The organism is Geotalea uraniireducens (assembly GCF_027943965.1).
Taxonomy (GTDB): Bacteria; Desulfobacterota; Desulfuromonadia; order Geobacterales; family Geobacteraceae; genus Geobacter; species Geobacter uraniireducens.
Genome location: NZ_AP027151.1, coordinates 1,045,035 through 1,071,627, shown reverse-complemented (window position 1 = coordinate 1,071,627; position 26,593 = coordinate 1,045,035). Strand labels below are relative to the sequence as shown.

General features: G+C 61.6%; 16 protein-coding genes. 3 read left to right on the top strand and 13 right to left on the bottom strand.

The window, feature by feature from the left end; genetic code table 11:
- Positions 1-15 precede the first annotated feature (15 nt).
- From QMN23_RS05035 to QMN23_RS04995, 9 genes are all read right to left on the bottom strand, one after another.
- Positions 16-561: an NADP oxidoreductase gene (locus QMN23_RS05035; RefSeq protein WP_282002285.1), complete on the bottom strand. Its 546-nt coding sequence runs from the start codon at positions 559-561 to the stop codon at positions 16-18.
- A 26-nt stretch (positions 562-587) separates the two neighbouring features.
- Positions 588-1,304, bottom strand: coding sequence for a bidirectional hydrogenase complex protein HoxU (gene hoxU / locus QMN23_RS05030; RefSeq protein ID WP_282002284.1), 717 nt, complete (start codon positions 1,302-1,304; stop codon positions 588-590).
- Positions 1,304-3,010, bottom strand: coding sequence for a NuoF family protein (locus QMN23_RS05025; protein WP_282002283.1), 1,707 nt, complete (start codon positions 3,008-3,010; stop codon positions 1,304-1,306). Before QMN23_RS05025 ends, hoxU begins: the two co-directional genes overlap by 1 nt.
- Positions 3,007-3,588: a bidirectional hydrogenase complex protein HoxE gene (gene hoxE / locus QMN23_RS05020; protein WP_282002281.1), complete on the bottom strand. Its 582-nt coding sequence runs from the start codon at positions 3,586-3,588 to the stop codon at positions 3,007-3,009. Before hoxE ends, QMN23_RS05025 begins: the two co-directional genes overlap by 4 nt.
- A gap of 140 nt (positions 3,589-3,728) precedes the next feature.
- Complete coding sequence (gene msrP, locus QMN23_RS05015) at positions 3,729-4,709, bottom strand: protein-methionine-sulfoxide reductase catalytic subunit MsrP (RefSeq protein ID WP_282002280.1); 981 nt, start codon at positions 4,707-4,709, stop codon at positions 3,729-3,731.
- A gap of 131 nt (positions 4,710-4,840) precedes the next feature.
- Entirely contained in the window at positions 4,841-6,925 is a 2,085-nt protein-coding gene (locus QMN23_RS05010; RefSeq protein ID WP_282002278.1) for a CxxxxCH/CxxCH domain c-type cytochrome, read from the bottom strand.
- An 11-nt stretch (positions 6,926-6,936) separates the two neighbouring features.
- Entirely contained in the window at positions 6,937-7,410 is a 474-nt protein-coding gene (locus tag QMN23_RS05005; protein ID WP_282002277.1) for a cytochrome C, read from the bottom strand.
- Positions 7,407-8,699: a hypothetical protein gene (locus QMN23_RS05000; protein ID WP_282002276.1), complete on the bottom strand. Its 1,293-nt coding sequence runs from the start codon at positions 8,697-8,699 to the stop codon at positions 7,407-7,409. The genes QMN23_RS05005 and QMN23_RS05000 overlap by 4 nt, the downstream gene beginning before the upstream one ends.
- A 264-nt stretch (positions 8,700-8,963) precedes the next feature.
- Entirely contained in the window at positions 8,964-10,616 is a 1,653-nt protein-coding gene (locus QMN23_RS04995) for a methyl-accepting chemotaxis protein (protein WP_282002275.1), read from the bottom strand.
- A gap of 275 nt (positions 10,617-10,891) precedes the next feature.
- Here QMN23_RS04995 and QMN23_RS04990 point away from each other — a divergent pair, with 275 nt between their 5' ends.
- Both QMN23_RS04990 and QMN23_RS04985 read left to right on the top strand, forming a co-directional pair.
- Positions 10,892-11,917 carry an agmatine deiminase family protein gene (locus QMN23_RS04990; protein ID WP_282002274.1) on the top strand — a complete coding sequence of 342 codons (1,026 nt, stop codon included), beginning with the start codon at positions 10,892-10,894 and terminating at the stop codon, positions 11,915-11,917.
- The gene (locus tag QMN23_RS04985) at positions 11,914-12,798 is read left to right on the top strand and encodes a carbon-nitrogen hydrolase (protein WP_282002272.1); all 885 of its coding nucleotides are present in this window, start codon (positions 11,914-11,916) and stop codon (positions 12,796-12,798) included. Before QMN23_RS04990 ends, QMN23_RS04985 begins: the two co-directional genes overlap by 4 nt.
- 7 nt (positions 12,799-12,805) lie before the next feature.
- Here QMN23_RS04985 and QMN23_RS04980 read toward each other — a convergent pair whose 3' ends face one another.
- Both QMN23_RS04980 and glgA read right to left on the bottom strand, forming a co-directional pair.
- Complete coding sequence (locus QMN23_RS04980) at positions 12,806-13,378, bottom strand: hydrogenase maturation protease (RefSeq protein WP_282002270.1); 573 nt, start codon at positions 13,376-13,378, stop codon at positions 12,806-12,808.
- A 252-nt stretch (positions 13,379-13,630) separates the two neighbouring features.
- Positions 13,631-15,112 (bottom strand): glycogen synthase GlgA, encoded by a 1,482-nt coding sequence (glgA, locus tag QMN23_RS04975; protein ID WP_282002269.1) that lies wholly within the window; start codon positions 15,110-15,112, stop codon positions 13,631-13,633.
- 186 nt (positions 15,113-15,298) lie between these two features.
- On the opposite strand from glgA, the gene QMN23_RS04970 reads away from it, so the two are divergent.
- A complete protein-coding gene (locus QMN23_RS04970) occupies positions 15,299-15,952 on the top strand; it encodes a hypothetical protein (RefSeq protein ID WP_282002267.1) in 654 nt (217 codons plus the stop codon).
- A 71-nt stretch (positions 15,953-16,023) separates the two neighbouring features.
- Here the strand turns inward: QMN23_RS04970 and QMN23_RS04965 are convergent, their stop codons facing one another.
- Both QMN23_RS04965 and QMN23_RS04960 read right to left on the bottom strand, forming a co-directional pair.
- Positions 16,024-19,812, bottom strand: a complete 3,789-nt coding sequence (locus tag QMN23_RS04965; RefSeq protein ID WP_282002265.1) for a carboxypeptidase regulatory-like domain-containing protein — start codon at positions 19,810-19,812, stop codon at positions 16,024-16,026.
- 42 nt (positions 19,813-19,854) lie between these two features.
- Positions 19,855-26,415 (bottom strand): DUF1566 domain-containing protein, encoded by a 6,561-nt coding sequence (locus tag QMN23_RS04960; RefSeq protein ID WP_282002263.1) that lies wholly within the window; start codon positions 26,413-26,415, stop codon positions 19,855-19,857.
- Between the last annotated feature and the right edge of the window lie 178 nt (positions 26,416-26,593).

Genomic DNA, 26,593 nt, shown 5'->3' with positions numbered 1-26,593 from the left:
TTTGCCTGGTCTGACCTAGCCGAAACTGCGCATCTCCTCGGGGAGTTGCACCGGCTCGCCGCGCAGCAGACAGCCGATCGCCGTCCAGATCCGATCCGGATCGGGCGGACAGCCGGGGACGAAACCGTCGACGGCAATCACCTGGTGGAGCGGCAGCGCCCGGGGGAGCAGCTCCGGCACCGCAGCATAATCGAAACGGAACGGCGCCTCCCCCGTACCGCCGAACGGTGCCAGCGTCGCCGCCACCGGCAGGATATTCCGCATGCTGGTGACATTGCCGGTGACCGCACAATCCCCAAGGCTCACCACGGACCGGCTACGGGCGCGAATCGTTTCGGCCATTGCCAGGTTCGCCCGGTTGTTGACCGCCCCCTCCACGAGGGCCACGTCCACCCCCGCCGGAAATTCCTTGGTATCGATGAAGGGGCTGAAGACCAGTTCCGCCTGGCCGGCCAGTTCGATCAGCCGTTCGTCCAGATCGAGAAAGCTCATATGGCACCCCGAGCAGCCGCCGAGCCAAACCGTGGCCAAACGGACCTTCCCGCCCCGTTTCCTGTTCATTAACGCCTCCCGCGACCGCACCGCCATCAGCCCGCCCACTCCTTTTTCTCGCGTCCTTCCAGTACCCGCAGCAACATTCCCGGGTCCTTGACCATTTCACCGACGACCACCCCCTTGGTGAAAAGTGCGCCGGTCGGGCAGACCTGGACACACTTGCCGCAGCTCGTGCAGCTGTCACTAGTTCCCCAGGGATGGTTGAGGTCGGCAATGATCCGGCTCCGCACCCCGCGGCCGGAGATGTCCCAAGTATGGACCCCTTCCACCTCGTCGCAGACCCGGACGCAGCGGGTGCAGAGGATGCAGCGGTTGTGGTCGATGCCGAACCGGTCGTGGGAAAGATCCATGGAAAGGCGGGGGGAAAGGTACTCGTAGCGCACATGATCGACGCCGAGGGCAGCGGCGACGCGCTGCAGCTCGCAATTACCGATGGAAACGCAGACGGCGCAGTAGTGGTTCCGTTCGGCCAGCATCAGTTCGACGATCATCCGCCGGTAACGTCGCAGCCGCTCGGTATCGGTCCGCACCACCATCCCTTCGCGGGCCGGGGTCGTGCAGGCCGGCAGCGGCCGCGCCGCCCCCTCCACCTCGACAATGCAGAGCCGGCAGCCGCCCCGTTCGCTCAGCCCTTCCATGTGGCAGAGGGTCGGCAGGGTGATGCCATGCTCGCGGATCACCTGGAGCAGCGACTCGTCGGCGCGGCCGCTGACCAGCTCGTCGTCGATCGACAGGGTAATGACGGGCATCAGTCGGCCTCCTCGGGAGCGCCCGCCGCATGAAGCAGTTCCGGCCCTTCCGGACCGGGGGGGAGTGGCTCGATGCTGCAGGCGCCGGCAGGGCAGCGGCGTTCGCGGATGTGGGCTTCGTATTCGGCCCGGAAATAACGCAGGGTGCTGACCACCGGGTTCGGCGCCGTCATCCCGAGGCCGCAGAGGCTGGTGGCGCCGACCAGATCACAGAGTTCCTCCAGCCGGTAAAGGTCATCCATGGTGGCAGTGCCGCTGGTAATCCGCCGGAGCAGCCGGTGCATCTCGATGGTGCCAACCCGGCAGGGGACGCACTTGCCGCAGCTCTCGTCGCGGCAGAAATCGAGGAAAAACGAGGCGACGTCCGGCATACAGCTCGTTTCGTCCATGATGATCAGCCCGCCGGAGCCCATGATAGTGCCGATTGCCTCCAGGCTCTCATAGTCCAGCGGAGTATCCAGGTGCTCGGCCGGGATGCTGCCGCCGCTCGGGCCGCCGGTCTGGGCCGCCTTGAACTGCTTGCCGGAAGGGATGCCGCCGCCGATCTCGAAGACCACCTCCCGCAGGGTGGTCCCCATCGGCACCTCGATCAGCCCGGTGGTTTCCACCTGGCCGCTCAGGGCGTAGACCTTGGTCCCCTTGCTCCGCGCCGTACCGACCCCGGCAAACCAGTCGGCACCGCGGCCGATCACGACCGGGACCGCCGCCAGGGTTTCGACGTTGTTGATCAGGGTGGGCGAGCCCCAGAGTCCCCGCTGGGCCGGATAGGGAGGGCGGTGCCACGGCTGGCCCCGCTTCCCCATAATCGAGGCCATCAGCGACGTCTCCTCGCCACAGACGAATGCCCCCGCCCCGGTGCGGATATCGATCCGGAAGTTGAAATTGCTGCCGAGCACCCGACTACCGAGCAGCCCCTTCCGCTCGGCATCGCGGATCGCCGCTTCGAGCCGGCGCCCCGCCAGGTAATACTCGCCGCGGACGTAGATGAACCCCTGCTCGGCACCGATGGCGTAACCGGCCAGAGCCATCCCCTCCAGGACCCGGTGCGGATCGGACTCCATCACCGAGCGGTCCATGTAGGCGCCCGGATCCCCTTCATCGCCGTTGGCCACCACGTATTTACGTTCGCCGGGCGCTTTGCGCGCCAAGTTCCACTTGACGCCGGTCGGATAGCCGGCCCCGCCCCGGCCACGGAGCCCCGAGGTGGAAATTTCGCGACAGACTTCCTCCGGGGTCATTTCGTGCAGGGCATGGGAGAGGGCACTGTACCCCCCCGACGCCGCGTACTCTTCGATCCGCTCCGGATTGATTGAGCCGCTGTTGGCCAAAACTACTTTCATCTGCCGGGCGAAAAACGGCAGCTCAGGCGGCAGCGCGGCAACCGTCGGCGGCCGCCGACCCTTGACGACCGAGAAGAGAATCTGCCGGGCCAACTCGGGAGTGACCCGCTCGTAAACCGTTTCCTTGCCGCGAATCCGCACCTTGACCAGCGGTCCCCGGCTGCAGGGGCCCATGCAGCCGGTCCCGACCGCTTCAATCCCAGCGTCAAGCCGGCTTTCGGCGACCGCCTCGCGTAGCGCTTCCAACACCGGCAGGGCGCCGGCGGACAGGCATGGAGTGCCGGCACAGACCATGATCCGACAGAAAAGCCGTTCCTGCCGCTGCCGCTCCTCCTCGGCCATCCGTTTCAGTTCCGCTCGGATCATGCGCCGCCTCCGCGCCGTTTGCGGCGGGACTGCTCCTCGGCCGCGATACTCCCCGGCGTCCGGCCGCTGTCGATGAGCACATGAACCGCCGCCACCGCGCTTTCCGACGAACAGCGCCCCACCGTTTCACCGTCGAGGACCATTACCGGCGCCAGGCCGCAGCTGCCGAGGCAGCGCACCGTGGAAAGGGTAAGAGCACCGTCGGCGGTGGTCTTGCCGGCCCTGACGTCGAACTCCTGCTCCAGCCGGGCGACAATTTCACTGGACCGCTTGACGTAACAGGCGGTGCCGGTGCAGACCACGCAGCTGTGCTTACCACGAGGCTCCAGGGAGAAGAAATGATAAAAGGTGGCAACGCCGTAGACGCGGCTGTAAGGGATCTTCAGCTGGCGGGCGACGTAGCTCATCAACTCTTCACTGAGATAACCGAACGCCTCCTGGGCGACATGCAGCACTTCGATCAGGGCGTCGGCCCGAAACTGATACTGCTTGATAGTCCGCTCGACCGCCAGAAACCGGGGATCGGCGGCCAGATTTTTCGGCAGAGTGCTTTCCGGTTGGGTTTTCTGCTGGCTCACGCGCTTCTCCTCACTGGAGCGATCGGTACCTGGTCCCTGGATAGTGCAAGGGCAACCAACAAAACATTTTAACAAACATTGGCCCGGAAGGGAACAGCAACGACGGCCGACAGGACATTATGCGGCTAATGGCAGGTAATTCAGAAGAAAAATTCGCGGCGGGGCGGCTGATAGAGGTGGGCGACGAACTCGCCGTAACCGTTGAAGATCACGGTCTGGCGCTGTTCGTCGCTGCCGAGCAGCCGTTCCGTCTGCTGGGACCAGCGGGGATGCGGCATGTCGGGATTAACGTTGGCCCAGAAACCGTACTCGTCGGGGACCAGTTGATTCCAGAAGGTCGGCGGCTGGTGATCGACGAATTCGATCGCCACGATCGACTTGATTCCCTTGAAACCGTACTTCCAGGGGGTGACGAGACGGATCGGCGCGCCGTGCTGCTTCGGCAGCTCCTTGCCGTAGACGCCGACGGCCAGGAACGTCAGCTCATTGGTTGCCTCGGCCAGGGTCAGCCCTTCGTGGTACGGCCAGAGATCGGTACTGAACACGCCGCGCTGGTTGGGCGCCTGATCCCGGCGCAGGAAGGAGAGGAAACGGACATGGGTCGCGCCGGACTGCGGCTCTACCCGCTTCACCAGTTCGGCGAGCGGGAAACCGGTCCAGGGGACCGCCATCGCCCACGCCTCGACGCAGCGATGGCGATAACTCCGCTCCTCCAGCGGCATGGTCCGGATCAGCTCATCGATCGCAAACACCTGCGGCTTTTTCACCAGTCCACTTACCGCCACCTGCCAGGGGCGGGTGACGAACTGGTCGACGTACCGCCAGACATCCTTGCCCGAGGTGAACTCGTAGAAATTGTTGTATTTCGCGGCCGCCAGCCGATCGGTGAGCGGGCGGTCGAGGCGGTAACGGTCGTTCGGCCGGGCCGGCAGCGTCTTGAGATTGACCAGGGTTCCGCCGAGTTCCCGGCTCTCCATGGCGAAATTGCTGCAGGCCTGAAGGAACGGCCAGGCATTCAGGCCGGCAAAACCGAGCAGCTTGAGGAAAGTCCGCCGCTCCCGGAAGACCGCCTCCGCGGTGAGTTCGTTGGCCGGCAGGGAAAAACGTTTGCGCGTGGTCATGATCTTCAGCCTCTGCGGGAAATCCCCGTGCCCTCCCCGCAGCTGCCGGAAAGGCCGACAGACGGAAAAGGCGAGGTCCCCCTCGCCTTTTCCGTCTCGTACGAACTACCGGTTGCCAACGTTGCGTCTCTTTACCACGACATGCTCCGGTCATGGGTCTCATTACCGATGTGGCAGGTAAAGAGACAGGTGCGGGTGGCCGGATCATAGTTCAGATCGGTCCGGATCGTCGCCGATGCCGGTCCCTCAAGAGCCGGCGTCTGCAAGTTCGTGAAGTGGTTCGTCGCCAGCTTGGTGGTATCGTGACACTCCGTACAGGTCGTCGTGATCTGGCTGTGATGGGTAAGCGGCCCGGACGCCGCGCCGTTGTACTGGCTGGTACCATAGGCGTGGCACGACAGGCAGTCGGTGCTGACGTTGATGATCCCCGACGACCAGGGTGGCGTCGTCTGGCCACCATGACAGCTGATACTGCTACAGGTACCGCTGGCGCTACTGTAGGTTGGCGTACCGCCGGTCTTGGCCTGGAAGGTGGCAACGATCGCCAGGTTGGTGGTCCCGTTGGCATGGAGGGCCGTCCGGTAGCCGGCACCGTTGTGGCAGGAACTGCAGTCCACGTTGGCGAAGATATGCTCGGTGTGCTGGCCGTCCCGGTTCGGATAGCTGCTACCGGTCGGCGGACTGCCGTGGCAGGAGACACAGCCGGTCTGCAGGTTGAACAGCCCGGTCCCCGTATCCTTGACCGCAATCGCGTTGAAGTGGCAAACCACGCCGACCGCTCCCTGCCGGCTGGTGCCGGAGACGCAGTTCGGCGCGACGCCACCGACACCGTCAAGGTTGGCACCGTGGCAAAGAGTGCAGTAGTTGGTAACGGCGGAACTCGCCGTCGGGCTGTCCCGGAGCACCGAATGGCTAAAGGTGTTCGTTACTCCCTGAGTGGTCCCCCTGCCGATCAGCCACGGCGTCGGATGGGCGGTCTGGGCGATATGACAGGTTTCACAGCCGCTCGTCAGTGTGCCGACCGCGACGTTGAAACGCGGATTGGCGCCAGTGGCCGGCGTCGCGTGACACGGCCGACAGGTGGTCAAACCGGTGCCGTTGTTGTTTAGGTTGATCGCATCGTAGCCATGGGCCGTACCGGGCCGGTAGGAACCATCTACCGGATGGGGCGCGCTGACATTGCTGCCGTGACAGAGGGTATTGTTGAAGCAGCCGGCGGCGGTCCCGGCCGGCGCGGGGGTCGTCGGTTGCACCGACGAGTTGGCGCCGTTGGTATGGCAGACGGCGCAGTAGACCGCGTTGCTGGTATCGGTATTGGTATGGGTGTGGGTCCCGCCGCGCCACGGGGCCGGCGAATGGGGCCAGCTCGACGTGGCGCCGCCATTATGGCAGTTGAAGCCGTTGACACTGGCCGAGAAACAGCTCACCCCCGAGCTTCCGCCCAGATAATCGGTACCGTGGCACTGCTGGCAGTAACCGAAGCCGCCCGAGGCAGAGACGGCCGCCTTGGCGGTCGGGCCATGGAAATTGGCCGAGGCCGGATCGCTCCAGCCGGTGGGATGGCCGACGCTGCTGCCGTGACAAAGGGTGTTGTTGAAACAGCCCGGAGCCGTTCCCGCCGGCGCGGGGGTAGTCGGCTGCAGCGCCGAATTTGCCCCGTTAGCGTGACACTTGGCGCATTCGGGGGCGTTCCCCTGGTCGGTGTAGATGTGGTTGGTGCCGGTGGCCGTCGTCCCGTGCCACGGGGCCGCGGGATGGGGAGCCGAACTACCGGTATGACAGCCGGAAGAACTGTCGATGCAGGAGCGGGCCGGGCCGTTATTGTACAATGAGCCATGGCAGCGGCTGCAGTAGGCAAAGCCGCTCGACGTGCCCGGGGCGGCCATCGCGTTGGCGCGACCATGGACACTGGGGGCACTGAAACCGGCGGGATGGCCGGCCGGGCCACCGGCATGACAGGTCTGGGTGCCAAGGCTGGCTGTGAAGCAGCTTACCCCCGAGATGCCGCCCGACTGGGCAGCGTCGGTCGCCGAACCGTGACATTCGGCGCACGGCTGCTGATTATTGCGGAATTCTACCCAGTGCTGCTCGATCCAGTTGGCCGGGTGCTTGCCGGTCACTGGATCAAAAGAGGGGCTGCTGCTGTTGCCGCTGGAACACCCCCAGAGGAGGATGCCGAAACAAAATACCGCGACGGTCTTGATAAATGTTCCCATTACTCCCCCTCCTATCGATGGCAGGCCACGCACTGTTCGTTGTTGGTTCGACCGTGGCAGCGGAAGCAACTGGTCGGATCGATCTTCCCGTCGATCTGGTGGCGCGACAGATAGTCGCCGCGGTGGATCATCTCCCGGTCGGGGCGGTCACCGTGCATCACCGACGGTTTAACCTCCAGTTCGTTGGCATGGCAATCGTTACAGAAGGAAGGTTTGTGGCAGACGGCGCAGAGCCGGTTGTCCTGGCCGGCGTAGTACCGGTGGTTCTTGATGAAGACCGTCGAGTGGCTGAACGAGGCGTATGGTTTCAGCACCCCCTTCACCGTATCTTCGTGACATTCGGTGCAGTCTGCCCGCCCCTCGGGCAAGGCTTCGGGATGCCAGGACGGCAGGCTCGATTCGGAGGAAATCACCTTGGTGCAGGCAGTGACGGTCGCCAGGCCCAGCACCGCCACCAGGAAAAAGAAGAGCTTTACCCGTCTCATTTCGCGGCTCCTTTACTCGAATAGTTGAAATTGTAGGTAAGGCGGAGCACGCCCCGCAGTTCTTTGTCATACCAGGGATTGCGTCCATAACCGAGATCGCCCGAGATCGCCAGGTTTTCCAGAATATGGTAGCCGAGAGAACCGAGGACTTCGTAATCGGTGTCGCGGGCGCCGAGAACCTTTTCATCATAAAAATGGCCGATGGCATCAATGCTGGCCGAATATTTCGTCGTCCGATACATGACGTAGCCGCGGACCTCATGATAGGAATTGGCCGACTGGGCGGAGTCGGCCCGGTGATAGGAGAGCCCCGTCCGCACTTTGCGGTCGGCCAATGTCAGCCGGACTTCGCCACCGAAACGGTTGGTATTCCCCCGGTCTGCCCGGTGATAATTGATCCGTTTGTAGTCGGCCGTCACTTCCAGCGGCTTGGCAACGACATAGGTAATGCTGCCGCCATAGCTGCGGAGGGTTTCGTCGCGGTCGGGATTGAAGAGCGAGCGGAGGTTGGTGGTGGCGAAATAATCCTTCAGCCGATAATCGTTGTACTCGGCGACGATGGTCAACGGCCGGACTGGATAGACCTGCAGCAGGTAACTATGCTCGGCAAAACCGCTGGTGGCGGTATTGTAGTTCGAATGGCCACGGATTTCCATGATCTTGAACGGTGCCAGCCAGATATCGCCGCCAACCAGCTGCCGATAATCCTTGAGATCGGTGCTCTCGCCGGTGGTGATCCCCCCTTCGCGCAGCGCCGAGGCCCCCAGTTCGAGAAGCCCGGGAAGACGGTAAGCCAGCCGGCCACCGACCACGTAATCCCCCTTGTTATCTCCGGTAAGATCCAGCTTTACCGGCGCCCCACCGAAGAGCGAGACCGCAAAGCCGTGCGTCAGATCGGTCCGGGCGCTCACCCCGTCGACCTGTTCCGCGGCCACCCCCTCGTAGACAAAAAAACGGCCGAGCTTCACCTGGGCGTCGGCCTGGGGGAAACGATAGGCCAGGTATGCATAGCTGAGATCGGCATCGGTAGTCCCCTCATCGGTGCTCTTGTCGGCAAGATCGAGCCGCCCCCAGCCATAGAGATGGAAGGAGAGATTGCCGTCGCCGAGCTTATCGAGGTCGATGCCGAGGAACTGGGTGGCGGGATAGACCTGTTCCTTGCTGAAACCGGGAACACTTCGCTCCTCCAGCCGGATCAGGGTTGTGGAATCAACCCCCAGGTCGACCGCGGACGCCACCGAAGGGACGCCGAGGATGGCCAGCATCATGAGCCGCACACATTGTTTCATGACAACGCTCCTTGCAGGTATGAAATAGCAACGGGAAAAAAGGGAACAGCCGCCGACCCTTTACATACTTTGACAAATTGACAAAATTTTAGTTGCAAACCGGCACCTGTCAACAGGTCGCGGCATATTTTATAAAAGGTGTTCTACGGCAGGAGAGGAGATCCGCCAGCGGGGCGGAGCGGCAGGCGGCGGTAGGGGCAAACGACAAACGGCCCGGAGTGATCCGGGCCGTTTGGAAGTACTGCACAGGAAGAAGAGATGAACTCAGGATGCCAGTCGGAACTGGCTGACCAGCGACTGTAGTTCCTCGGCCAGCTTCGCCAGCTGTTCGGCTGCCTGGGCCGATTCCTCGGCGCCGCGGGCAGTGTGCTGAACCACATCGGTGATCTGCTGAATGTTGTTGTTGATTTCGGCGGTCGTAGCCGTCTGCTGTTCGGCGGCGGTGGCAATCTGGCTCACCTGCATGGTAACGCTGCCGATCTGATCGAGGATCGCTTCGAGCGCGTCGCCGGACTTGGCGGCATCGCCGGTCCCCTTCTCCACATCCTTGACCCCTTCTTCCATCGAAACCACCGCGCCCTTCGTCTCGCCCTGGATCGCCTTGATCATTTGGGCGATCTCCTTGGTCGCCTTGGTGGTCCGTTCGGCGAGTGCACGCACTTCGTCGGCAACGACGGCGAAGCCGCGCCCCTGTTCGCCGGCCCGGGCCGCCTCAATGGCCGCGTTCAGCGCCAGCAGGTTGGTCTGGTCGGCAATATCCTCGATAGTGCCGATAATTTCACCGATCTGATCCGACCGCTGCCCGAGGCTTTCAACCGTCTGCGCCGAGGAACGGACCCGGTCAGCAATCTTGTTCATTACCGTCAGGGTCTCCTGCACCACCGACGAGCCGGTTTCCGCCCGATCGTTGGCATGCTGGGAATTTTCCGCCGCCAGGGCACAGTTGCGGGCGATATCGCCGGAAGTGGCAGCCATCTCTTCGCTGGCAGTGGCGACCGTCGCCGCCTGCTGCGCCACCTCTTCGGCCCCGGTCGACATCTGAGTGGCGGTGGCATGGAGCTGGGTGGCCGCCGCCGTCACCTGTTCGGCATTGTGCGCCACCCGGGAGACGATTTCATTGATCTTGCCGGCAGTGGTATTGAGCTCTTCGGCCAACAGCCCCATTTCGTCGCGGCTCGCCGCGTCGGCCCGGGCAGTCAGGTCGCCGGCCGCAACCCGCGACAGCACTTCCAGCACGCGGTTGAGCGGCCGACTGATGGAGCCGGCGATGGCCAGACCGGCCGCCACGGCAAACAGGCAGATACCGACGACAATGACAGTCATGAAGGTCGAAGCCCGCCGGAACCTGGCCATGCTCCTCGCAAAGGTCGTCTCACCATCCTTAACGTTATCGGTCGCGATAGTGGTGACCGCCTGAGCCGGTTTGTCGTAAAGAGGCGCCACCGTGCTGACCGCAAAGTCGGTGGCCGCCGCCCGGGCCTGGGCGTCGCCGCTGGCGGCGGCGTTTTTCGCCATCTCGCCCAGTTTGCTCCCTTCGCGCAGGTAGGCACTGAAACCGTCGTCAAAATCCTTTGTCAGGGTCTTTTCCTTATCGCTCAAGTCGCCCGAGCGGAACTTCGCCAACTGCTCCTTGACCGTCGCCGCCCGTTGTTCGAAATCCTGCTTCTTGTCGGCAATCCGGGCACTGTCGGTCAGGGAGAGCATATAGACCAGATCCAGCCGCATCTGCAGGAAGTTGTTCTTGAGCTCCGCCAGGGTGGCGACCTCCTGCATGTCCTTCTCTGCCCCCTCCAGCCTGTTTTTCATGATGTCCATGTTGTAGAGACCAAGGGTTCCCGTCACCACCAGGCCAAGACACCCCCCCGCCACCAACACGAAAATCTTTGTCCTGACGCGTAAATCGTTCCAGAATTTCATTTGCATACGTCTCCTTCGTTCTGCTTGGGCCGGCACAACCGCCGGGTTTGTTGCCGCAGGTTACTACATATGCAAACTTTTCGACCGGTCGCCCGATTACTTTAGGACTAAATGCCGTCTTTCGGCCCTCCACCATGTTTACGGAATATTTACAAAGTGTTACAAATACGTACCGCAAATCGGCCAGCAGTGCGAAATCGAAATTGCATTTGACCGGCAATTTTTATAGTATTTTCAACTTGCACGCGATACCGACGAATTCAAGGAACCGATCAATGACCGTACGTCTCCCCGCCGAGTGGGAAGAACAGGCCGGGGTACTGCTCGCCTGGCCCCATGAAGAGAGCGACTGGCACCCCTGGCTGCCGATGGTGGAGCTTGTCTACGCCGAAATCGTGAAACATATCACCCGGTTTGAGGTCGCTCTGATTGTCACGGCCGACAGCGACCGGACTGCAGCGCTCCTCACCGCCGTCGGAGCACAGATGGAACGGGTCCGCCTCAGCGAAGTCCCCACCAACGACACCTGGGCGAGGGACTTCGGCCCGATCACCGTCGAGCGGGACGGGTCGCCGCTCTTACTCGACTTCGGCTTCAACGGCTGGGGACTGAAGTTCGCTTGCGACCGCGACAACCTCGTCACCCGGCGGCTCCACCGTGGCGGAGCGTTTGGCGACGCCCCCCTGCAGACCGTTGGCCTGATCCTCGAAGGGGGGAGCATTGAAAGCGACGGGCGGGGGACACTCCTCACCACCGCCGAATGCCTTCTGAATCCGAACCGCAACCCCCACCTGACCCGGGAGGAGATTGGGGAAAACCTCGGCACGCTGTTCGGCGTCGACCGGTTGCTCTGGCTCAGCAACGGCTACCTGGCCGGCGACGATACCGACTCGCACATCGATACCCTAGCCCGGCTTGCCCCGAACGACACCATCCTCTACGTTCAGTGCGACGATGCCGCCGATGAGCATTACACTCCTCTCTTCCTGATGGAGAAGGAACTGACACATTTCCGGACCCGGGAGGGTCGGCCCTACCGCCTCATCCCTCTTCCCTGGCCGCGTGACTGCTATGACGAAGAGGGAAATCGCCTCCCCGCCACCTACGCCAATTTCCTGGTGATCAACGGCGCCGTGCTGGTTCCGACCTACGCCGACCCCGCCGATGACGCCGCCTTGACCGCCATCGGCATGGCATACCCGGATCGGGAGATCATTGGCATCGACTGCCGGCCGCTGATTCTGCAGCACGGGTCGCTGCACTGCATCACCATGCAGATTCCCCAAGGAGCACTTTCATGAAAAACCTGACCGTTGGGCTGGTCCAGCAGAGTTGCACCGCCGATAAAGACCTTAACCTGGCCAAAAGCATCGAAAACATCCGCAAGGCGAGCGTCCTCGGCGCCAAGCTGGTAGTGCTCCAGGAGTTGCACGCCACCCCCTACTTCTGTCAGCATGAGAACCCGGCGCTGTTCGACCTGGCGGAAGAGATTCCTGGCCCAACCACCGACGTCCTGGGGAATGTAGCCAAGGAGTTCGGTATCGTCCTGGTCACCTCCCTCTTCGAGAAACGGGCGGCCGGTCTGTACCACAACACCGCCGTGGTTTTCGAAAAGGACGGCGCCATCGCCGGTAAATATCGCAAGATGCACATCCCCGATGACCCGGGGTACTACGAAAAGTTCTATTTTACTCCTGGCGACCTCGGTTTCACCCCGGTCGACACCTCCGTCGGCCGAATCGGCGTACTGGTCTGCTGGGACCAGTGGTACCCTGAAGCGGCCCGACTGATGGCCCTGGCCGGGGCCGAGATTCTCGTTTATCCGACTGCCATCGGCTGGGACCCGCGGGACGATGCCGAGGAAAAACTGCGGCAGAAAGAGGCCTGGCTCACCATTCAGCGCGCCCATGCCGTTGCCAATGGCATCCCGGTACTTAGCGTCAACCGGGTCGGTTTCGAACCCGATCCTTCCGGCGTACTCCCCGGCAGCCAGTTCTGGGGATCGAGTGTCGTCGTCGGTCCCCAGGGGGAAATTCTTGCCCAAGCGGCCAATGATGCCGAAGAGTTGATCACCGCCGAACTCGACATGGAGCGGAGCGAACAGATCCGGCGCATCTGGCCTTTTCTGCGCGACCGCCGGATCGATGCCTACGGCGATCTGGTAAAGCGTTACCGGGACTAGCGGCCGGCTAGCAACGGCCAGTCCCTTCCGCCGCAAGGGCAACCATCAGGGCCGGAGAGGTATCCCCTGCCGACTCCCTCCCTGCCCGAGCAGTGTCGGTGGCCTCGCTGGCGAGCGTCCCTGCCAGTTCCCGGGTGATCTCGTCCACCACCCAGGGGACCGCCCGGGCCACGTCCTCTGTCAGCTCGACGCCGAAGGAGTCCACATCGGCAGCCTCGATCCCCCAGATGCTGATCTCCTCCGGTAGCCGCAGCCCCAGGCGGCGACCCAGTTCAATAGTGGCGGCAAAACTGGCATCGCAGGAGGAGGCGGTGTTTTTTGTCGACACCCCATCTCCCGGCAAAAGGCGGCGGATCGTGCCGGCCGGGAGCATGCCCGTCTCCATGGCATCGATAATCACCACCCGCTGGTAGCCGATCATCGCATCCATCAACCGCAATCCACCGGCTGCTACCTCCAGGAAATCCACCCCGTCGCGGTTGCGAATCGTTTCCGCCAGTGCCCGGGCGACCTTGATCCCAACGCTGTCGTCGGTCAGGACCGGGTTACCGAGGCCAATGACTGCTATTTTCCCCGTCATTCCCCCTCCGAATCGGCAATCAATCTTCCGGATTGCGGCAACATCGCCCAAATGTGACTCCTCGAACGTTCAGCGAAACAGACAACGCACGAGCCATGTGTGATTACATATCGGAGATAGCCAGAAAAACTTTATAAATTTTAATAAATTTTTTTTAGTCACTTCAAGAGAGCGGCGGGAAAGGGAGAGAATCGCCGGCGGGAGACGGCAGAGACGACAATGGCAGAGCGGTACGGGAGGGGAGCGGGGGGATCACCCCCCACCCCGCCGTTTACGGAGCGCCCGCAGGTAGAGTTCTTCGTACTTGGCGGCAGCATCCTCCCAAGTGAAGCGCTGGGCCATGGCGTTGCGGATTAGCAGATCCATGGCGTCCCTGCGGTGGTACCAGGTATGGACGGCCCAGCCAACCGTGTCGAAAAGGGCCCCGGCATCGGCTGCCCAGAATTTGAAGCCGGTACCGGTCAGAGCCGTCTCGCTGAAGTTCTCGACGCTGTCATCGAGACCGCCGGTCGCCCGGACGATCGGCAGGGTCCCGTAGCGGAGGCTGTACATCTGGTTCAGCCCGCACGGCTCGAAACGGGACGGCATCAGGAAGAAATCGGCACCGGCCTCGATCCGGTGGGCAAGCTGGTTATCGTAACCGATCCGGCAGCTGAACCGGTCGGGATAGGCGCGCATGATATCACCGAAATAGAAATGGGCCCACGGTTCGCCCGCGCCGAGCATCACCACCTGGACATCGAGGGCGAGAATCCGCGGGATCGCCTCCGCCAGCAGGTCGATCCCCTTCTGCTTGACCAGTCGCGACACCAAGCCGAACACCGGCACGTCATCCCGGACCGGCAGGCCGAGCTGCCGCTGCAGCTCTTCCTTGCAGAATTTTTTCCCGGCGAGGTCGGCCGCCGAATAGCCGGCGGGAATCAACGGATCGGTCTCCGGGCTCCACTCGCTGTAATCGACACCGTTAAGGATGCCGTACAGATCGGCCGCCCGCTCCCGCACTACCCCGTCCAGTCCCCAGCCGTACTCGGGAGTCTGCATCTCGCGGGCGTACCCCTCGCTGACGGTATTGAGGATCGTCGCGTGGTAGATCCCCCCTTTGAGCAGGTTGGTCTCGCCATTCATTTCCAGGCCGAGAAAGGTGAAATGTTCCCAGCCGATACCGAGGACATCCATCAGCCCTTCGTAGAAATTTCCCTGGTGCTGCATGTTGTGGACGGTGAGGAGCGACGCCGTTCCGGCCATTAGCGGATCGTCCCGGTAGAGGGTATTGAGGAAGACCGGCACGGCGGCGGTATGCCAATCGTGGGCATGGAGCAGGTCGGGGGCGAAACCGATCATCTTCGGCAGCTCCATCGCCGCCCGGGAGAGGAACGCGAACCGGTTGTCGTTGTCCATGTAGCCGACGTTGTCTTCCTCGTAGAGACCGCTCCGGCCGTAGTAGCCTTGATGCTCCAGGAAGTAGACCGGCACCTCGGAGCCGGGAAGCCGTCCCTCGTGGACCGCACAGTACTGATTGCCGATGACCCCCATCGGCACCACCAGCACCCCCGGCAACCGCTGCAAGCCGTACTTCACCGGATCGATCCGGTAATAACGGGGCATCACCACCCGCACGTCGTGCCCGAGCCGGGCCAGATACTTCGGCAGCACGCCGACGACATCGGCCAGCCCCCCTTCCTTGGCAAACGGCACACATTCCGAGGCGGCCATCAGGATCTTCAGTTTTTTCATCGGCAAACATCTCCTCCCCTCAGCCAAAACTCATGAAACGGGCCGATTGTACCCCGACGGCATCCTCTCCGCCAAGCCAAAAATCCCCGCCGGGGGCGCTTGTGACCAATCGACCGTTGGAGCGACGGCCAAACTGTGGTACAAATCGGTCGACAGACGACTACATTTCCCATGGAGTACAGACCGATGAGCGACGTCCCCAAATCGTCAGGCGAAAAATATATCGAGCGAATCATGGAAGACCTCGACCCGGCCTCCGAACGCTACCAGGTGCTGGAAACGGCCAAGCGCTTCAAATCGTCGTGGGTGGAACTGGGGGAGCGGCTGTTGTCGGTCAACGCCCAGCACCTGTTCCGCGACTGGGGGTATGGCAGTTTCGAAGATTACTGCGCCAAGGAAATCCGGATCAAGAAGGACACCGCCCAGAAACTGACCCTCGCCTACCGGTTCATGGAAAAGCACGAGCCGGAGCTTTTGGCCCGCCGCGAAGAGCCGCGCCCCCTCCCCGACTACCGCTCCATCGACCTCCTCCGCCAGGCAAAGGAGGAAAAGAGCTTCTCCGACGACCAGTACGCCGACCTGCGGAAGAGCGTCGTCGAGGACGAGCGGAGCCACCCAACCATCCTCAAGCGCTTCAAGGAAGTGGCCGCCCTCCGGGAAGAACCAATCCGCGACCCGGCGGTCGTCATCAAAGGGGCGCTTGCCACCGCCCGCCGGCTGGAGACTGTCCTGCGGCAGGTCGAACGGCTGCCAGACGACTACCCGCGGACGATCGAGGCGCTGATCGCCCACCTGGAGGGGGAGTTGGAGGAGATGGCAGTGACGGTGAAAGAGGGCTAACGGATTGTTCAATCCGGAGGGGACACGGGGGCGGCGCTGGCGACAAGCGCGGCCCCCGTGCTATTTCTGGGTTAATGAATGGCCAGGCGGTCCACCGTCAGCGAACCGGCGCCGATGGTCAGCGTGCCTCTCACCGTCGAGGCGCCGCTCCGGGCAGAAAAGACGTTGTCGTAGCCGCCGCTGAAATAGACGGCAATGTTGCGGCCCAGCAGCAGATCGCCAGCAAACTCGAACGCCTGCGCCTGAATAGTGAAGCTACTGGCATCGGGAGCGGCGGCATAGGCGGCGGCGAGATCGGCGTAATACCCCATGATCGCCGTACCGGCCTTGACCAGCGGGATCTGGTCGAAGGTGGCAGTAACCGTTTTAGTGCCGGTCATGCTGAGGCTGCAGTCGCCGATGCCGCTGCAGTCGCCGAGCCAGCCGCTGAAGATGGAACCTGCCGCGGGGGTCGACAGCAGCGTAACCGTGGCATTGCCATCGAACGCGCCCGTACAGGTCCCCGAGGTGCAGGCGATGCCGGCCGGATTGCTGTTGACCGCGCCGCTGCCGGTGCCCGACAGGCTGACGGAGACGGTAAAGGAGGGGGGCGGCGTGATGGTGACCTGAGTCTTTGCCGAAGCGGAGATATTGCCGGCGGCGTCCCGAGCCCAGGCGTAGAGCGTCACCAGGCCACTGGCGGTCCCGGACGTGTACGATGATGGCGGACTGGCCTGCCAGTTGGGATCGTCCAAGGCGGGGCGGGAGGAGCTTTCGGTGATCAGCCACCCGGTAATGGCGGTGTTGTCCGAGCCATCAAGCGCAGTGACCGGTATCACGTTTGATTGGGTCTGTTGCGGAACGATAAAGGAAGAGACGACCGGAGCGCTCGCATCCGTCTGTTTGACCTTAAAAGCCACATAAATGGCATGGCTGGCCGATATATTGCTGAACGTATAGCTCGTCACCGCCCCCACCGAGACATCATCGACCTTGACATCCTGGATTTCGTAGCCGCTGTCCGGAATGAACGAATACGTGACGTTCTGCCCGTACCGGACGACTTTTGACGTTGGCGACATGGCCCCCCCGGCAGTTTGGGTTGCTGTCAGGTAATAGTACGACAAATTCCTTTTCTGATAGGTCAGAACCACCTGGGCAGTCGTCCCGGCAGTAATCGGCACCGGCGTTGCCGAGGCAAAATCGGCCTGGCCATCGTACCAGAAATTTGCATTATACAGGGCAGTCGAGCCGGAATAGGCGTACAGCGAAATGGAGGCTGAATACAAGCCGGCCTTAATCCGGTAATTTCCTACGGGCAAATAGGCCTGGGCCGTAACATCCACTCCGCCGGCATCGTAGAGCGAGTACTCTCCGTCAACCGGATTCCCGTCGACATCCCGATATCCTACGACAATCTGGCCCGTCCCTCCTTCGGCAAGCAGCAGATCGATGCCTGTATGTTCATTGGGCGACTGAACCGTTACCAGCGCCGCCCCGCTGGAATCATACCCGCCGCCATACCACCGCGAAGGGATATTCTCCATATCCGACACAAAATGCACTTTGTAAGAACCGCTGGCAAGCCCATCAAGAACATACGACCCGTCGGTTCCGGTTTGGACGCACCCCTTGAGTGCCGCGGACGCGGCATCGTAAGCGCAGACCGTACTCAGGTTGAAGGTTTGAACCGTGGGTGGGCAACCGGCTATATATGAAGCGGTTCCGGAGATCCGCCCATTGGGCAGGGCAAAATCGACCCCGGAAGTGGTCTGTGGCGCACTGACGGTGATTGCGTTGGCAGACGCGGAACTGTCTTTGCCGTTGAACCAGATCTGAGAGTTTGCACCGTTATAAAAATAGGACAGTTTTGCGAAGTATTCGCCACTGGGCAGCTTGGCGTAACGATACGTCCCGTCGGACTGCAACGACGTGTAACCCAGCTGATTGTAATTTGCGTCATACAGGTACACGGTTCCATACGTGAGGGGCGTACCGTCATAATTGCGCGCCGTCCCGGTAATAATGCCTCCCGGGGGCAAGATGCCGTTGATATTCGTCAGGTCGCCGGGAACCGCCAGTGACAGGCTGTCTGCCCCTGCCAGAGAGCTTTTGCCATTGTAATAGCTCGGCAGGTAATTGCTCGCGGAATCCGACGGGCTGTCAAACTTCACCCGATAGCTGCCGCCGCTTGTCACGGAAGCTTTGTAGTAACCATTCGAATCGGCAACCACGGTTGTGCTTGTCGTCCCGAATTGATTGATGAGCGACACCCGGGCATTTGCCACCGGCAGGCTGTTCTGATCGTAGACATGACCCGAAACGAAACCGATCGGCACAGCATTCAGCAGCATGTTGACATCAGCAAGGATGGTGGCTTGCGGCAGGACGACATTACCCGCCTGAACAATGGTGGTTCCCGTCGGATACCACTGGCCCGCATACATGGTGTTATCGGGAGTCGTTTTTGCGTAGCAATAGAGTTTGTACGAACCGGGAAAAAGCGGCGGCGATTTATAGAGGCCATTGGCATCGGTCGAGACGGTCCCCATATACTGGCCAATAGCGGAAGAATAAATTGCCAGGGAGATCCCGGCAAGCGGAACTCCGCTTGAATCGGTCACCTTGCCGCCGATTTTGCTCAGGACCAGGTCTGCTTTCGCCTGCGCCTTCTCCGCAACGATTAGCGGGGTCGCCTCAGTGAAGCTGTTCTTGGCGCTAAACCACCCGGTGATGGCTCCATATTGCAACCTGAACTGAATCTTATACGTCCCCGGGATCACGAAGTCGAAGAGGTACGCGCCGTTCGAATCGGTATATGCCGACCCCTGCAGCTTGCCGGAGTCATCATACAGGTAAATTTCCGCATTCGTAACCGCCGCATTGTCAGGGGTTGAAATTCTGCCGGCGACGCTGCCTCGCGGGATAACGGCATTGATACCGGTACTGTTCGATCCGGGAGTCACGGCGATGCTGGCAGCATTCTGGCTGGTTGCGCCGTTGTACCAGACCCCATATTTGGCATACGCCGGGTAGGTATTCGACATCAGGGAAAACTGCACCCGGTAATTCCGCGGCAGCAAGCTGCCGAACGAATATGTCCCGTCGTATTGAGTAGTTGCCTCGCCGAGCTTGCCCCCATTCGTATCGTACAAAGAGACGACGATACCGCTGAGCGCAGTCCCATAGCTATCAGTCACCAAGCCGGAAATGGCGCCCCCTTCTTCCAGGACAGCAGAGGCAGTAGAGGTTGAGCCGGCGGTAACCTTGATTCGCTGTGCGCGCAGGAAGTCAGCCCCGACATTGTCGAAATATTCACTAATAAACGCTTTTCCATACATGGAATTGTGCACGGCGGCCGAAAAGTAGATCGTATACCAGCCGGCAGGAAGATTCAGCGTGTAATAGCCGTTGGCATCGGTGGCGACGGAACCGGCGTAATCGAAATAATCCTTCATTGCCGTCGGATAGATGTAATTAAGCCCCTTGCCGTTACTATCGGTCACCCGCCCCTGGATTGTCCCGGTACCGGACAATGAATCCAATACCATGCTGGCATTGAAGACCGTGCTGTCGGCCAAGACGGCGCCGGGGCAGCTTGATCCGTACCAGGCACTGGCATAGCCGTTGTTTCCGGTATCGAACTGGATTTGATAGCTGTCGGCGGGCAGGCCGCTGATCCGGTAATTGCCGGTGGCATCGGTTTGGGTGCTGTTGATCGTCGCCTGCCCCTGGCCGTAGACCGTCACGGCAACCCCGGCGATGCCGCTGCCGCCGGAGTTCGTCAACCGGCCATAAATCTCTGCTGCCGCAGCATTACCGGCGCAGAGCGTCACCATCACCAACAGCAGCACACCAATCAGCGTCTTCGGTAGAGTCATCGAAACAATCTCCCCAGTTCACGTTCAGCGGAATTCATCCCATTACTCGACAACAATCCGGTCTACGACCAGCGAACCGCTTTCGACCACCAGCGCCCCTTTGATGTGAAGATACTCTTCACCGCGGCTAAGGGTGCTGTCGAGCCCCCCGAGGAGGGTGAGGGCCAGATTGCGATCAAGGGTCAAGCCATTAGTGATCGTCCCCGTTCCCGTCTTGATGATAATGGGCCGCAGATCTGCTGCCCCGTTCGCCGCAGCTTCATAGGCCAGCTCAAACGTCGAATAGAAGGTGGCAGGGGTGTCAGCCAGCATGATGACTGGCGCGCCATCGCTGACAGCGCCATCCGAAGGCCCGCCGATGATCAAACGGTCGACGGTCAGCGAACCGCCCGCAATCGTCAGGTTCCCCAGCAGTCGCGAATAGCCGCTGCTTGCGGCGAAGGTATTGTCATACCCCCCCTGGAGCGTCCTTTCGGCGGCGCCGGCGAGGAGCAGGTCCTCCGTAAAGTCGCCTTCCTGGGCCAGGAAGGTGACGGCCTCCGCTGTGGCGACGGACGAACCGGCCGTTCCCAGGCTGGCGAAGAAGGCCGGCGTGGTTCCGGCACGCTTCACCAGCGGGTTTCGCACCATAAACGCTGCAACCACGCTCTTGTCGGACGAGAGCGCCACGGAACAGTTGCCGGTGCCGCCGCACGCCCCCGACCAGCCATTGAAGGAGGCACCGAGCGACGGCGTCGCCAGCAGCGTGACCGTTGAGCCCTGGACGAACGCAGACGAGCAGGTCCCCGCCAGGCAGGCGATACCGGCCGGACTGCTGGTGACAGTGCCCGTCGCAGCCCCGGCCAGGGTGACACTTAAGCGGGACGTCGTGACGGGGACCGAGGCACTGACCGGGAGACTCGCCACCGGGGTATCCGGGTCATCGGAAGTTATGGCCGCCGTCGTGTTCCAACTGCCGCTCGTCATCGGCGTAACGCTGACCTCCAGGGAGCAGGAAACGCCCGGCAGCAAGGTGGGACTGAGATTCGGGCAGGGGATGCTCCCCCCCGGGGCAACAGCGAAGGGGCTGCCCACCGTGACGTTTGACACCGCCAGCGGGGCGGTGCCGGCGTTGCTGACCAGCAGTTCCCGGGTGGCCTTTTGGCCGGCCGCAACCGTTCCGAAGGAAAGCGCCGCCGGCCAGGCCTGGACATCTTGCTGATCCCCCGGCAGGCTAACCCGGAAACTGTTGTTGTTCTCGTCGCCTTCGGCGATGGCATTCGCCTCATCGACAGTGGCCACCGCAGTATAGTACGGCTTCGCCACCGCCGAGGCATTCCAGTCATAGGTGAGATCGATGCTCTCGAAGCGCGCCAGGGCCTTAACCGGCAGCGATGCCAGCACCGCCCCCGTGGCGCTGTCGCTGCGCAGGGTCAGGGTCGACGCCGGACTGGCGGTCCCGCCGTTATTGAACACGCTCGCCACCAACCGGAACCGGCCCGGCCCGACCTTTTCGCCGGAGAGAGTGCGCACACCGAGATCGGGGGCGGCAACAGCCAGGCTCAATGTGTTGTTGGTCCGGTTGACGGTATCGATCACCCCCACGGGATCGATGACCGCGTAAACATTCAACGGGGCACTCCCCTGGGGAATTGTCCAGGGGATAGAGACCGCCTGTTCATCGCCCGGCCGCAACGGCCCGGCAATTGTTGCCCCGTCAATGGCCGTCCCCCCTGCCGCAGGGTTACCCTGATAAAACACGACGGCAATGTTCTGGGCAGCCTTGTCGCCCACGTTCTGCGCCACAACGCTCAAGGTGACGGCACTGCCGGGAGGGGCATTGGCCGGATCAACGGCCAGGCTGCCGATTTTCAGCGCCAGGTCGTCCCCCAGGGCGTGCTTGAGCATGGCCAGTTCGGTATAGGCTCCCGTTGCCAGGGAGCCATCGGCATTGATCAGCAGCTTCCGGTTATAGCAGGCCATAAGGGTGTCATTGCCGAGAAAGGCCAGGGTCGGCCGCTGTTCGGTATGGGCATCGGCAGTAAGCTGCAGGGGATTGCCCCACAGCTTGAAGGTCGGGTCGTAGATTGCGGCAAACAGATCGGAACTGCCGGCGTCAGAGGTATCGGCGTAGATGACCGCAATCTTCCCGTCGGCCGCCGTGGCCTGTTTGAAATCGGCCAGGGTGCTGGAGTACTCCTCTTCGCGGCGAATCACCGTCCGCTGGCTGAAATCGAACCCCGTCACGCTGGACAGCTCTCCGCCCTTCACCCAGGTGAGCAGGAAAGCCCCGTTCGCCGCCAGAGCAAGCTGGGGATTGTCATCGATGACCGCATCGGTGGTCAGCCGACTCAAGCCCCCCCACGTGCCGTTGGCATAGCTCAGCCGATACAGCTCCAGATCGGCGATGGTCCCGGCATTGCCGTCGGTGTCGAGGGAGAGCACCACGTTGGCGACCGTGCCATCATAGGCCACGCTGTAGCGATTGATTCCGTACGGCACCGTCGCCGCCATGGCCGGCGGGCTCCAGGCCGAACCGTTGTAGCGGGCGTACCAGAGTTTGTTGGGCTTGGCAGCGCTGCCGAGCAGGTCATTCTGGTCATTGCCGATCCAGGTGAGCAGCAGATTGTTCCCGGCCGTTCCGGCAAGCTTGGGGCTGCGGTCGAGGGTAGCGTTGCTGCTCAGGCGGACTGCCGGCCCCCACGACTTGGTGGCGGGGTTGAACACCGCGGCGGCAATTTCCATTTTGGTCAGCATTTCGGGGAAGGTCGCGGTATCGGCCAGAGCGTCCCGGACGTTCTCCCAGGCCGCCACGATGGTGCCGTCGCTGAAGGTCAGCGCCGTGGGGCTGGCATCGCCGGTACCGTCATCGGCCACGGGAACCGGCGCGCTCCAGGTTGAACCGTTGTAGGCCGAGTGCACCAGCATCGTCCGGTTGATCGGGCTCCGGGAAGCATTGTCGGCAATCCACAGCAGGTTGGTGCTGCTTCCGGCTGAAGTGAGGCTGGGATTCGATACCGGGAAGGTCGCCGAGGAGAGCGAAGCGGTCGAAACGTTGTATGTCTGACTGGCCGTGGCGAACTGCCGGACGGCAAGGCTGGGCGCACTCTCGAACGCCACGGTGCCGGCATTCAGGTAATCCCGGGGGATGAGGACCGGCTCGGCAGAATTTTCGACCGGGAGCGGCGGGGCCTGTTGGGCGCAGGGGCCGGCAAGGCACCAGGTCTGCCGGTACGAGCTGGTGTTCCACTCCCACGGGCCCATATAGAGCCGCGCCTTCTCCTCCAGGAAGATCGCCATCTCTTCCAGATGCATCGGATTGACGCTGGGCCACAGCCACTTGGTTTCGGCCCCCATGGTCAAGGTCCCCTCCGCAGCCCCCATTTCGTGGACCCCCACCCCGAGCGATCCAGCCACCGAAGGATTGAGATTCAAGGTCCCGGTCAATTTCTTGTCGAACAGGTCGTTAACGCTGAGGGTAAAATCGCCCCCCAGGCTAAGGGTGAACTTCACATACCATGGCACCGGAATTGGCCCCAGCGGGGTGACATTCTGCCTGACCGCCTCGTATTTGAAATCACCGGCAAAGCCTACCGAGCCGTTGTATTTCCAACCGGCCTCGTTATTGGTGCAGGAATTGGGATTGAATTCGACGCCGACATCGAGCAAGGGGAAAAAGGTCAGTTCCCGCCCGCCCACATTGACCGCTGGCAACGGAATCGCCTGCCCCAGGGTTTTATAAATTTCGCTCTCCGCCTTCAACAGTTCCAGGTACTGGTAATTGGTCTTGAACTTCCGGAAATCACGATGTTGATAGTACTCTTTCTCCAGCGACTCCCCCCAGGCCTTGTTCTTCCAACTAAACTTGTAGCTGCCGGTCCCGTCGCTCTTGAAGGACACATCCATCTCGGGGATATAGTTGACCAGAAAAGGGTGTGAGCCAAAGATGGGCACCGTGCTATCGACAACCGTCTCCAGGGATTTCAGGAACTCCGCCTTGACCGGTACCGCCGTCTTGTAGGAAAAGCCGTCGATATCGCTCACAAAGGCAAGAGGGGTAGCCGCAAGAGGCTTGGTGACCAGGAAATCGGCCGCCGCCTCCGGAGATGTGGTCCCGTCGGCGGCAATCGCAACCGCCTTGAGGGTCGAACAGGGGGGAAACGTCGTCGCGATGTTGAACGCTTTGGTGGCGGAATTCGTAGTCGTAGCCACGTCATACGACCCGCCGGGGGTGATGAAGCGCACCGTGCCGGGGGTCTTCCCCCCCCAATCCACATAGGCGGTAAAATCCACCGTCGTGAACGAGTCGATGTCCGGCAGGAAATAGTACGTCTTGCCCGTTGAATACTTGGAATTGATCGAGGTGATATTCACCCCGGTCCAGGTGGTGGGGAAGAGATGGGCGTTCCTGACGGCCGTCTCCAGAGGCAGCACGGGAACAAATGATCGCCACGGCTTGTATCCAGCCTTTGTCACAACCAGTTCGTAGGAGCCGGCGGCAAGGGCGCTGAATTGGTAATTGCCGTTGGCATCGGTGGTCACGGCGGGCAGCGTTCCCAAGGTCACCGTAGTGTTGGCCAGGGGCTGGAGCGTCTGCGCGTCGAGCACGTTGCCTTTCAGATTGGCCGTACCGGTGCCGCACGCCAGGCCGGCAAGAGATACCGTGTAGTCTCCCTTGGTGCTGGAAACGGTAATTGCCGCATTCTTATTGCCACAGGACAAGGGAGTGAAGCTGATCTGCAGCGAGCAGGAGCCGTTCGGGACGAGAGTCCTGCCGGAGCACGTATCCCCGAGGGTGAAATCGGTGGCATTGCTCCCCCCCACCGCGACGGCGCTCACCGTGACGGCAGTGGCCAGAGGATTGGAGACGGTAACTGCCCGGGTCATGACCTGCTCGAGATAGGCCGAGCCGAAGTCGATCGACTGCGGGGAAAGCAGCAGTTTTGCGCTCGTCCCTCCCCGGACCGGCCAGGCATTGTTAGAGGAGCTCTTGTTTTCCGTCATCGGATAATCGCCGCCGATACTATTTCGCGGAGTAAGGCTGGGCAGCGTAATGTCGGAGTCCGATGTCCAGTAATGGGTCCAGTTTTTGTTGACGAGAACCCCGCTGGCAATGAGCCAATCGGCCGGGTCCGGCACGTTGAAATTGGCGACACTCGACAGTTCGGCACGGTTCGGCAGGCGCCAGTCATTGTGGCCGAGGAAATTGTTATTGTTCAAACAGCGGATATAGTCCAAAGCGCCCGACCAGCTGCCGTAGCCGGAGGGGCAGACATCGAGGGTCGGGGCATTCGCGTCCTTGGTCCAGACAAGGCCGGTCAGCACATCCGTCATGGTGTTATCGCCATTGTCAACAAACCGGGGATCGGGCCAGGCGACCCCACTCCGCGAATCGCCGTCCTGACCGGTGCCGGCGCAGTCGATCACGGCACCGCTGGTGTCGGCACAGAGGACCTGGCCGGTTCGGGGCAGAGTTGCCGCCGGTGGACTGCGAACCGGCCAGACCGAAAGCGCCGACGATTTATCCCGGTAGATCATGGTCCGGTGGCTCACATCTATGGCCCAGGCATATTTGCCATCCCAGAAATTGGTGGTCGAAGACCAGTAGCCATCGTAGGTCGAATACGACACGTTGGGTCGAACGACATTGATAAAACCGTTTGCGGCAAGCCAGGCAAAGATGTCGCTCCCGATCGTCTGGTCTGTCTTCTGGTCGCCAAGCAGGCTTTCAAGCTCCCTGAAATTGGGGAGACGCCAGTCGTTAAATCCCAGGTACTTTTCGCTATTGAGCTTTTTAATATAATCCAGCGCCCGCTGCCAGGAGACGGCGCCATCGTAGGTAACGCCGTACACCGTGGCCAGATCGTCGAACGCCGGGTCGCGGCTGTTCATCAGATTGGCATCCCGCACCCACATCAGGCCGGTCAGGTTATCCGTGATCGTGCCGTCATTATTGTTCGTCAACCGGGAACTCGGCCGTGCGTCTCCCAGCAAGGTTTCGCCATCCTGCGAAGTGCCGGCGCAACCGATAACGTCGCCGACACCGTTCCAACACCCGGTCTGGCCCGTCTGCGGCAGCGTAATGGCCGAATATCCCGGGTTGTAAGCATTGCAGGCCACACTGGACGCATTGGCATTCGCCTGACAGCTCCAATACCAGGGACCGGAACCGGTGACCGCCGTCGCCGTACCCGACAGGCAGAGATTTGTCGCCGGCGCCGCACTGAGGATCTTTCCGTGCGATGAGCCGCAAACACCGGTTTCTGTCCAGACAATCTGATCCACCCAGCCGGCATCTGCCCCGCTGCTGGCGGAACTATCCTTGTAATATTCCCAGCGCACGCTATGAGTGCCGACGGGGATGGCAAACGTTGCCTGAGTCCAGTCGACCTCGCCACTGATGCTTGTCTGGGCAACACCGTCCAGATAAAAGATCAAGCCATCGTAGCCAAACTCGGACGACACTTTCCACCAGAAGGAAAGCGTCCCCGGCGCCGTCAAGGTGGCTTCAAAATAGGACACCTGGCTGTCAGAGATCAAACCTGAACGGGCAGCATCAACACCATCATGGGTAATCGCCGTCTGAAATGCCCACGGTGCATTGCCACCGGCGGTAAAATTCATGCTGGTGTTATCCAGAGCATCCTGCAACGTACCCGCGGACGCTGCCTGGGATCCGAACAGACAGGCAGCACCTGCAACCCAGATAAAAACCACGAACCTAATGACAGTAGTGTTCAAATCAAATCCCCGTTTTCAGATCACAATATCAATAAAAAAGCCCGCCGGATCGAACCGGCGG

Bases quoted from the DNA above. Each gene is read 5' to 3' on its own strand.
- QMN23_RS05035 (WP_282002285.1), bottom strand. From the start codon at position 561: ATGAACAGGAAACGGGGCGGGAAGGTCCGTTTGGCCACGGTTTGGCTC.
- hoxU (WP_282002284.1), bottom strand. From the start codon at position 1,304: ATGCCCGTCATTACCCTGTCGATCGACGACGAGCTGGTCAGCGGCCGC.
- QMN23_RS05025 (WP_282002283.1), bottom strand. From the start codon at position 3,010: ATGATCCGAGCGGAACTGAAACGGATGGCCGAGGAGGAGCGGCAGCGG.
- msrP (WP_282002280.1), bottom strand. From the start codon at position 4,709: ATGACCACGCGCAAACGTTTTTCCCTGCCGGCCAACGAACTCACCGCG.
- QMN23_RS05010 (WP_282002278.1), bottom strand. From the start codon at position 6,925: ATGGGAACATTTATCAAGACCGTCGCGGTATTTTGTTTCGGCATCCTC.
- QMN23_RS05005 (WP_282002277.1), bottom strand. From the start codon at position 7,410: ATGAGACGGGTAAAGCTCTTCTTTTTCCTGGTGGCGGTGCTGGGCCTG.
- QMN23_RS05000 (WP_282002276.1), bottom strand. From the start codon at position 8,699: ATGAAACAATGTGTGCGGCTCATGATGCTGGCCATCCTCGGCGTCCCT.
- QMN23_RS04995 (WP_282002275.1), bottom strand. From the start codon at position 10,616: ATGAAATTCTGGAACGATTTACGCGTCAGGACAAAGATTTTCGTGTTG.
- QMN23_RS04990 (WP_282002274.1), top strand. From the start codon at position 10,892: ATGACCGTACGTCTCCCCGCCGAGTGGGAAGAACAGGCCGGGGTACTG.
- QMN23_RS04985 (WP_282002272.1), top strand. From the start codon at position 11,914: ATGAAAAACCTGACCGTTGGGCTGGTCCAGCAGAGTTGCACCGCCGAT.
- QMN23_RS04980 (WP_282002270.1), bottom strand. From the start codon at position 13,378: ATGACGGGGAAAATAGCAGTCATTGGCCTCGGTAACCCGGTCCTGACC.
- glgA (WP_282002269.1), bottom strand. From the start codon at position 15,112: ATGAAAAAACTGAAGATCCTGATGGCCGCCTCGGAATGTGTGCCGTTT.
- QMN23_RS04970 (WP_282002267.1), top strand. From the start codon at position 15,299: ATGAGCGACGTCCCCAAATCGTCAGGCGAAAAATATATCGAGCGAATC.
- QMN23_RS04965 (WP_282002265.1), bottom strand. From the start codon at position 19,812: ATGACTCTACCGAAGACGCTGATTGGTGTGCTGCTGTTGGTGATGGTG.
- QMN23_RS04960 (WP_282002263.1), bottom strand. From the start codon at position 26,415: ATGAATTTTACCGCCGGTGGCAATGCACCGTGGGCATTTCAGACGGCG.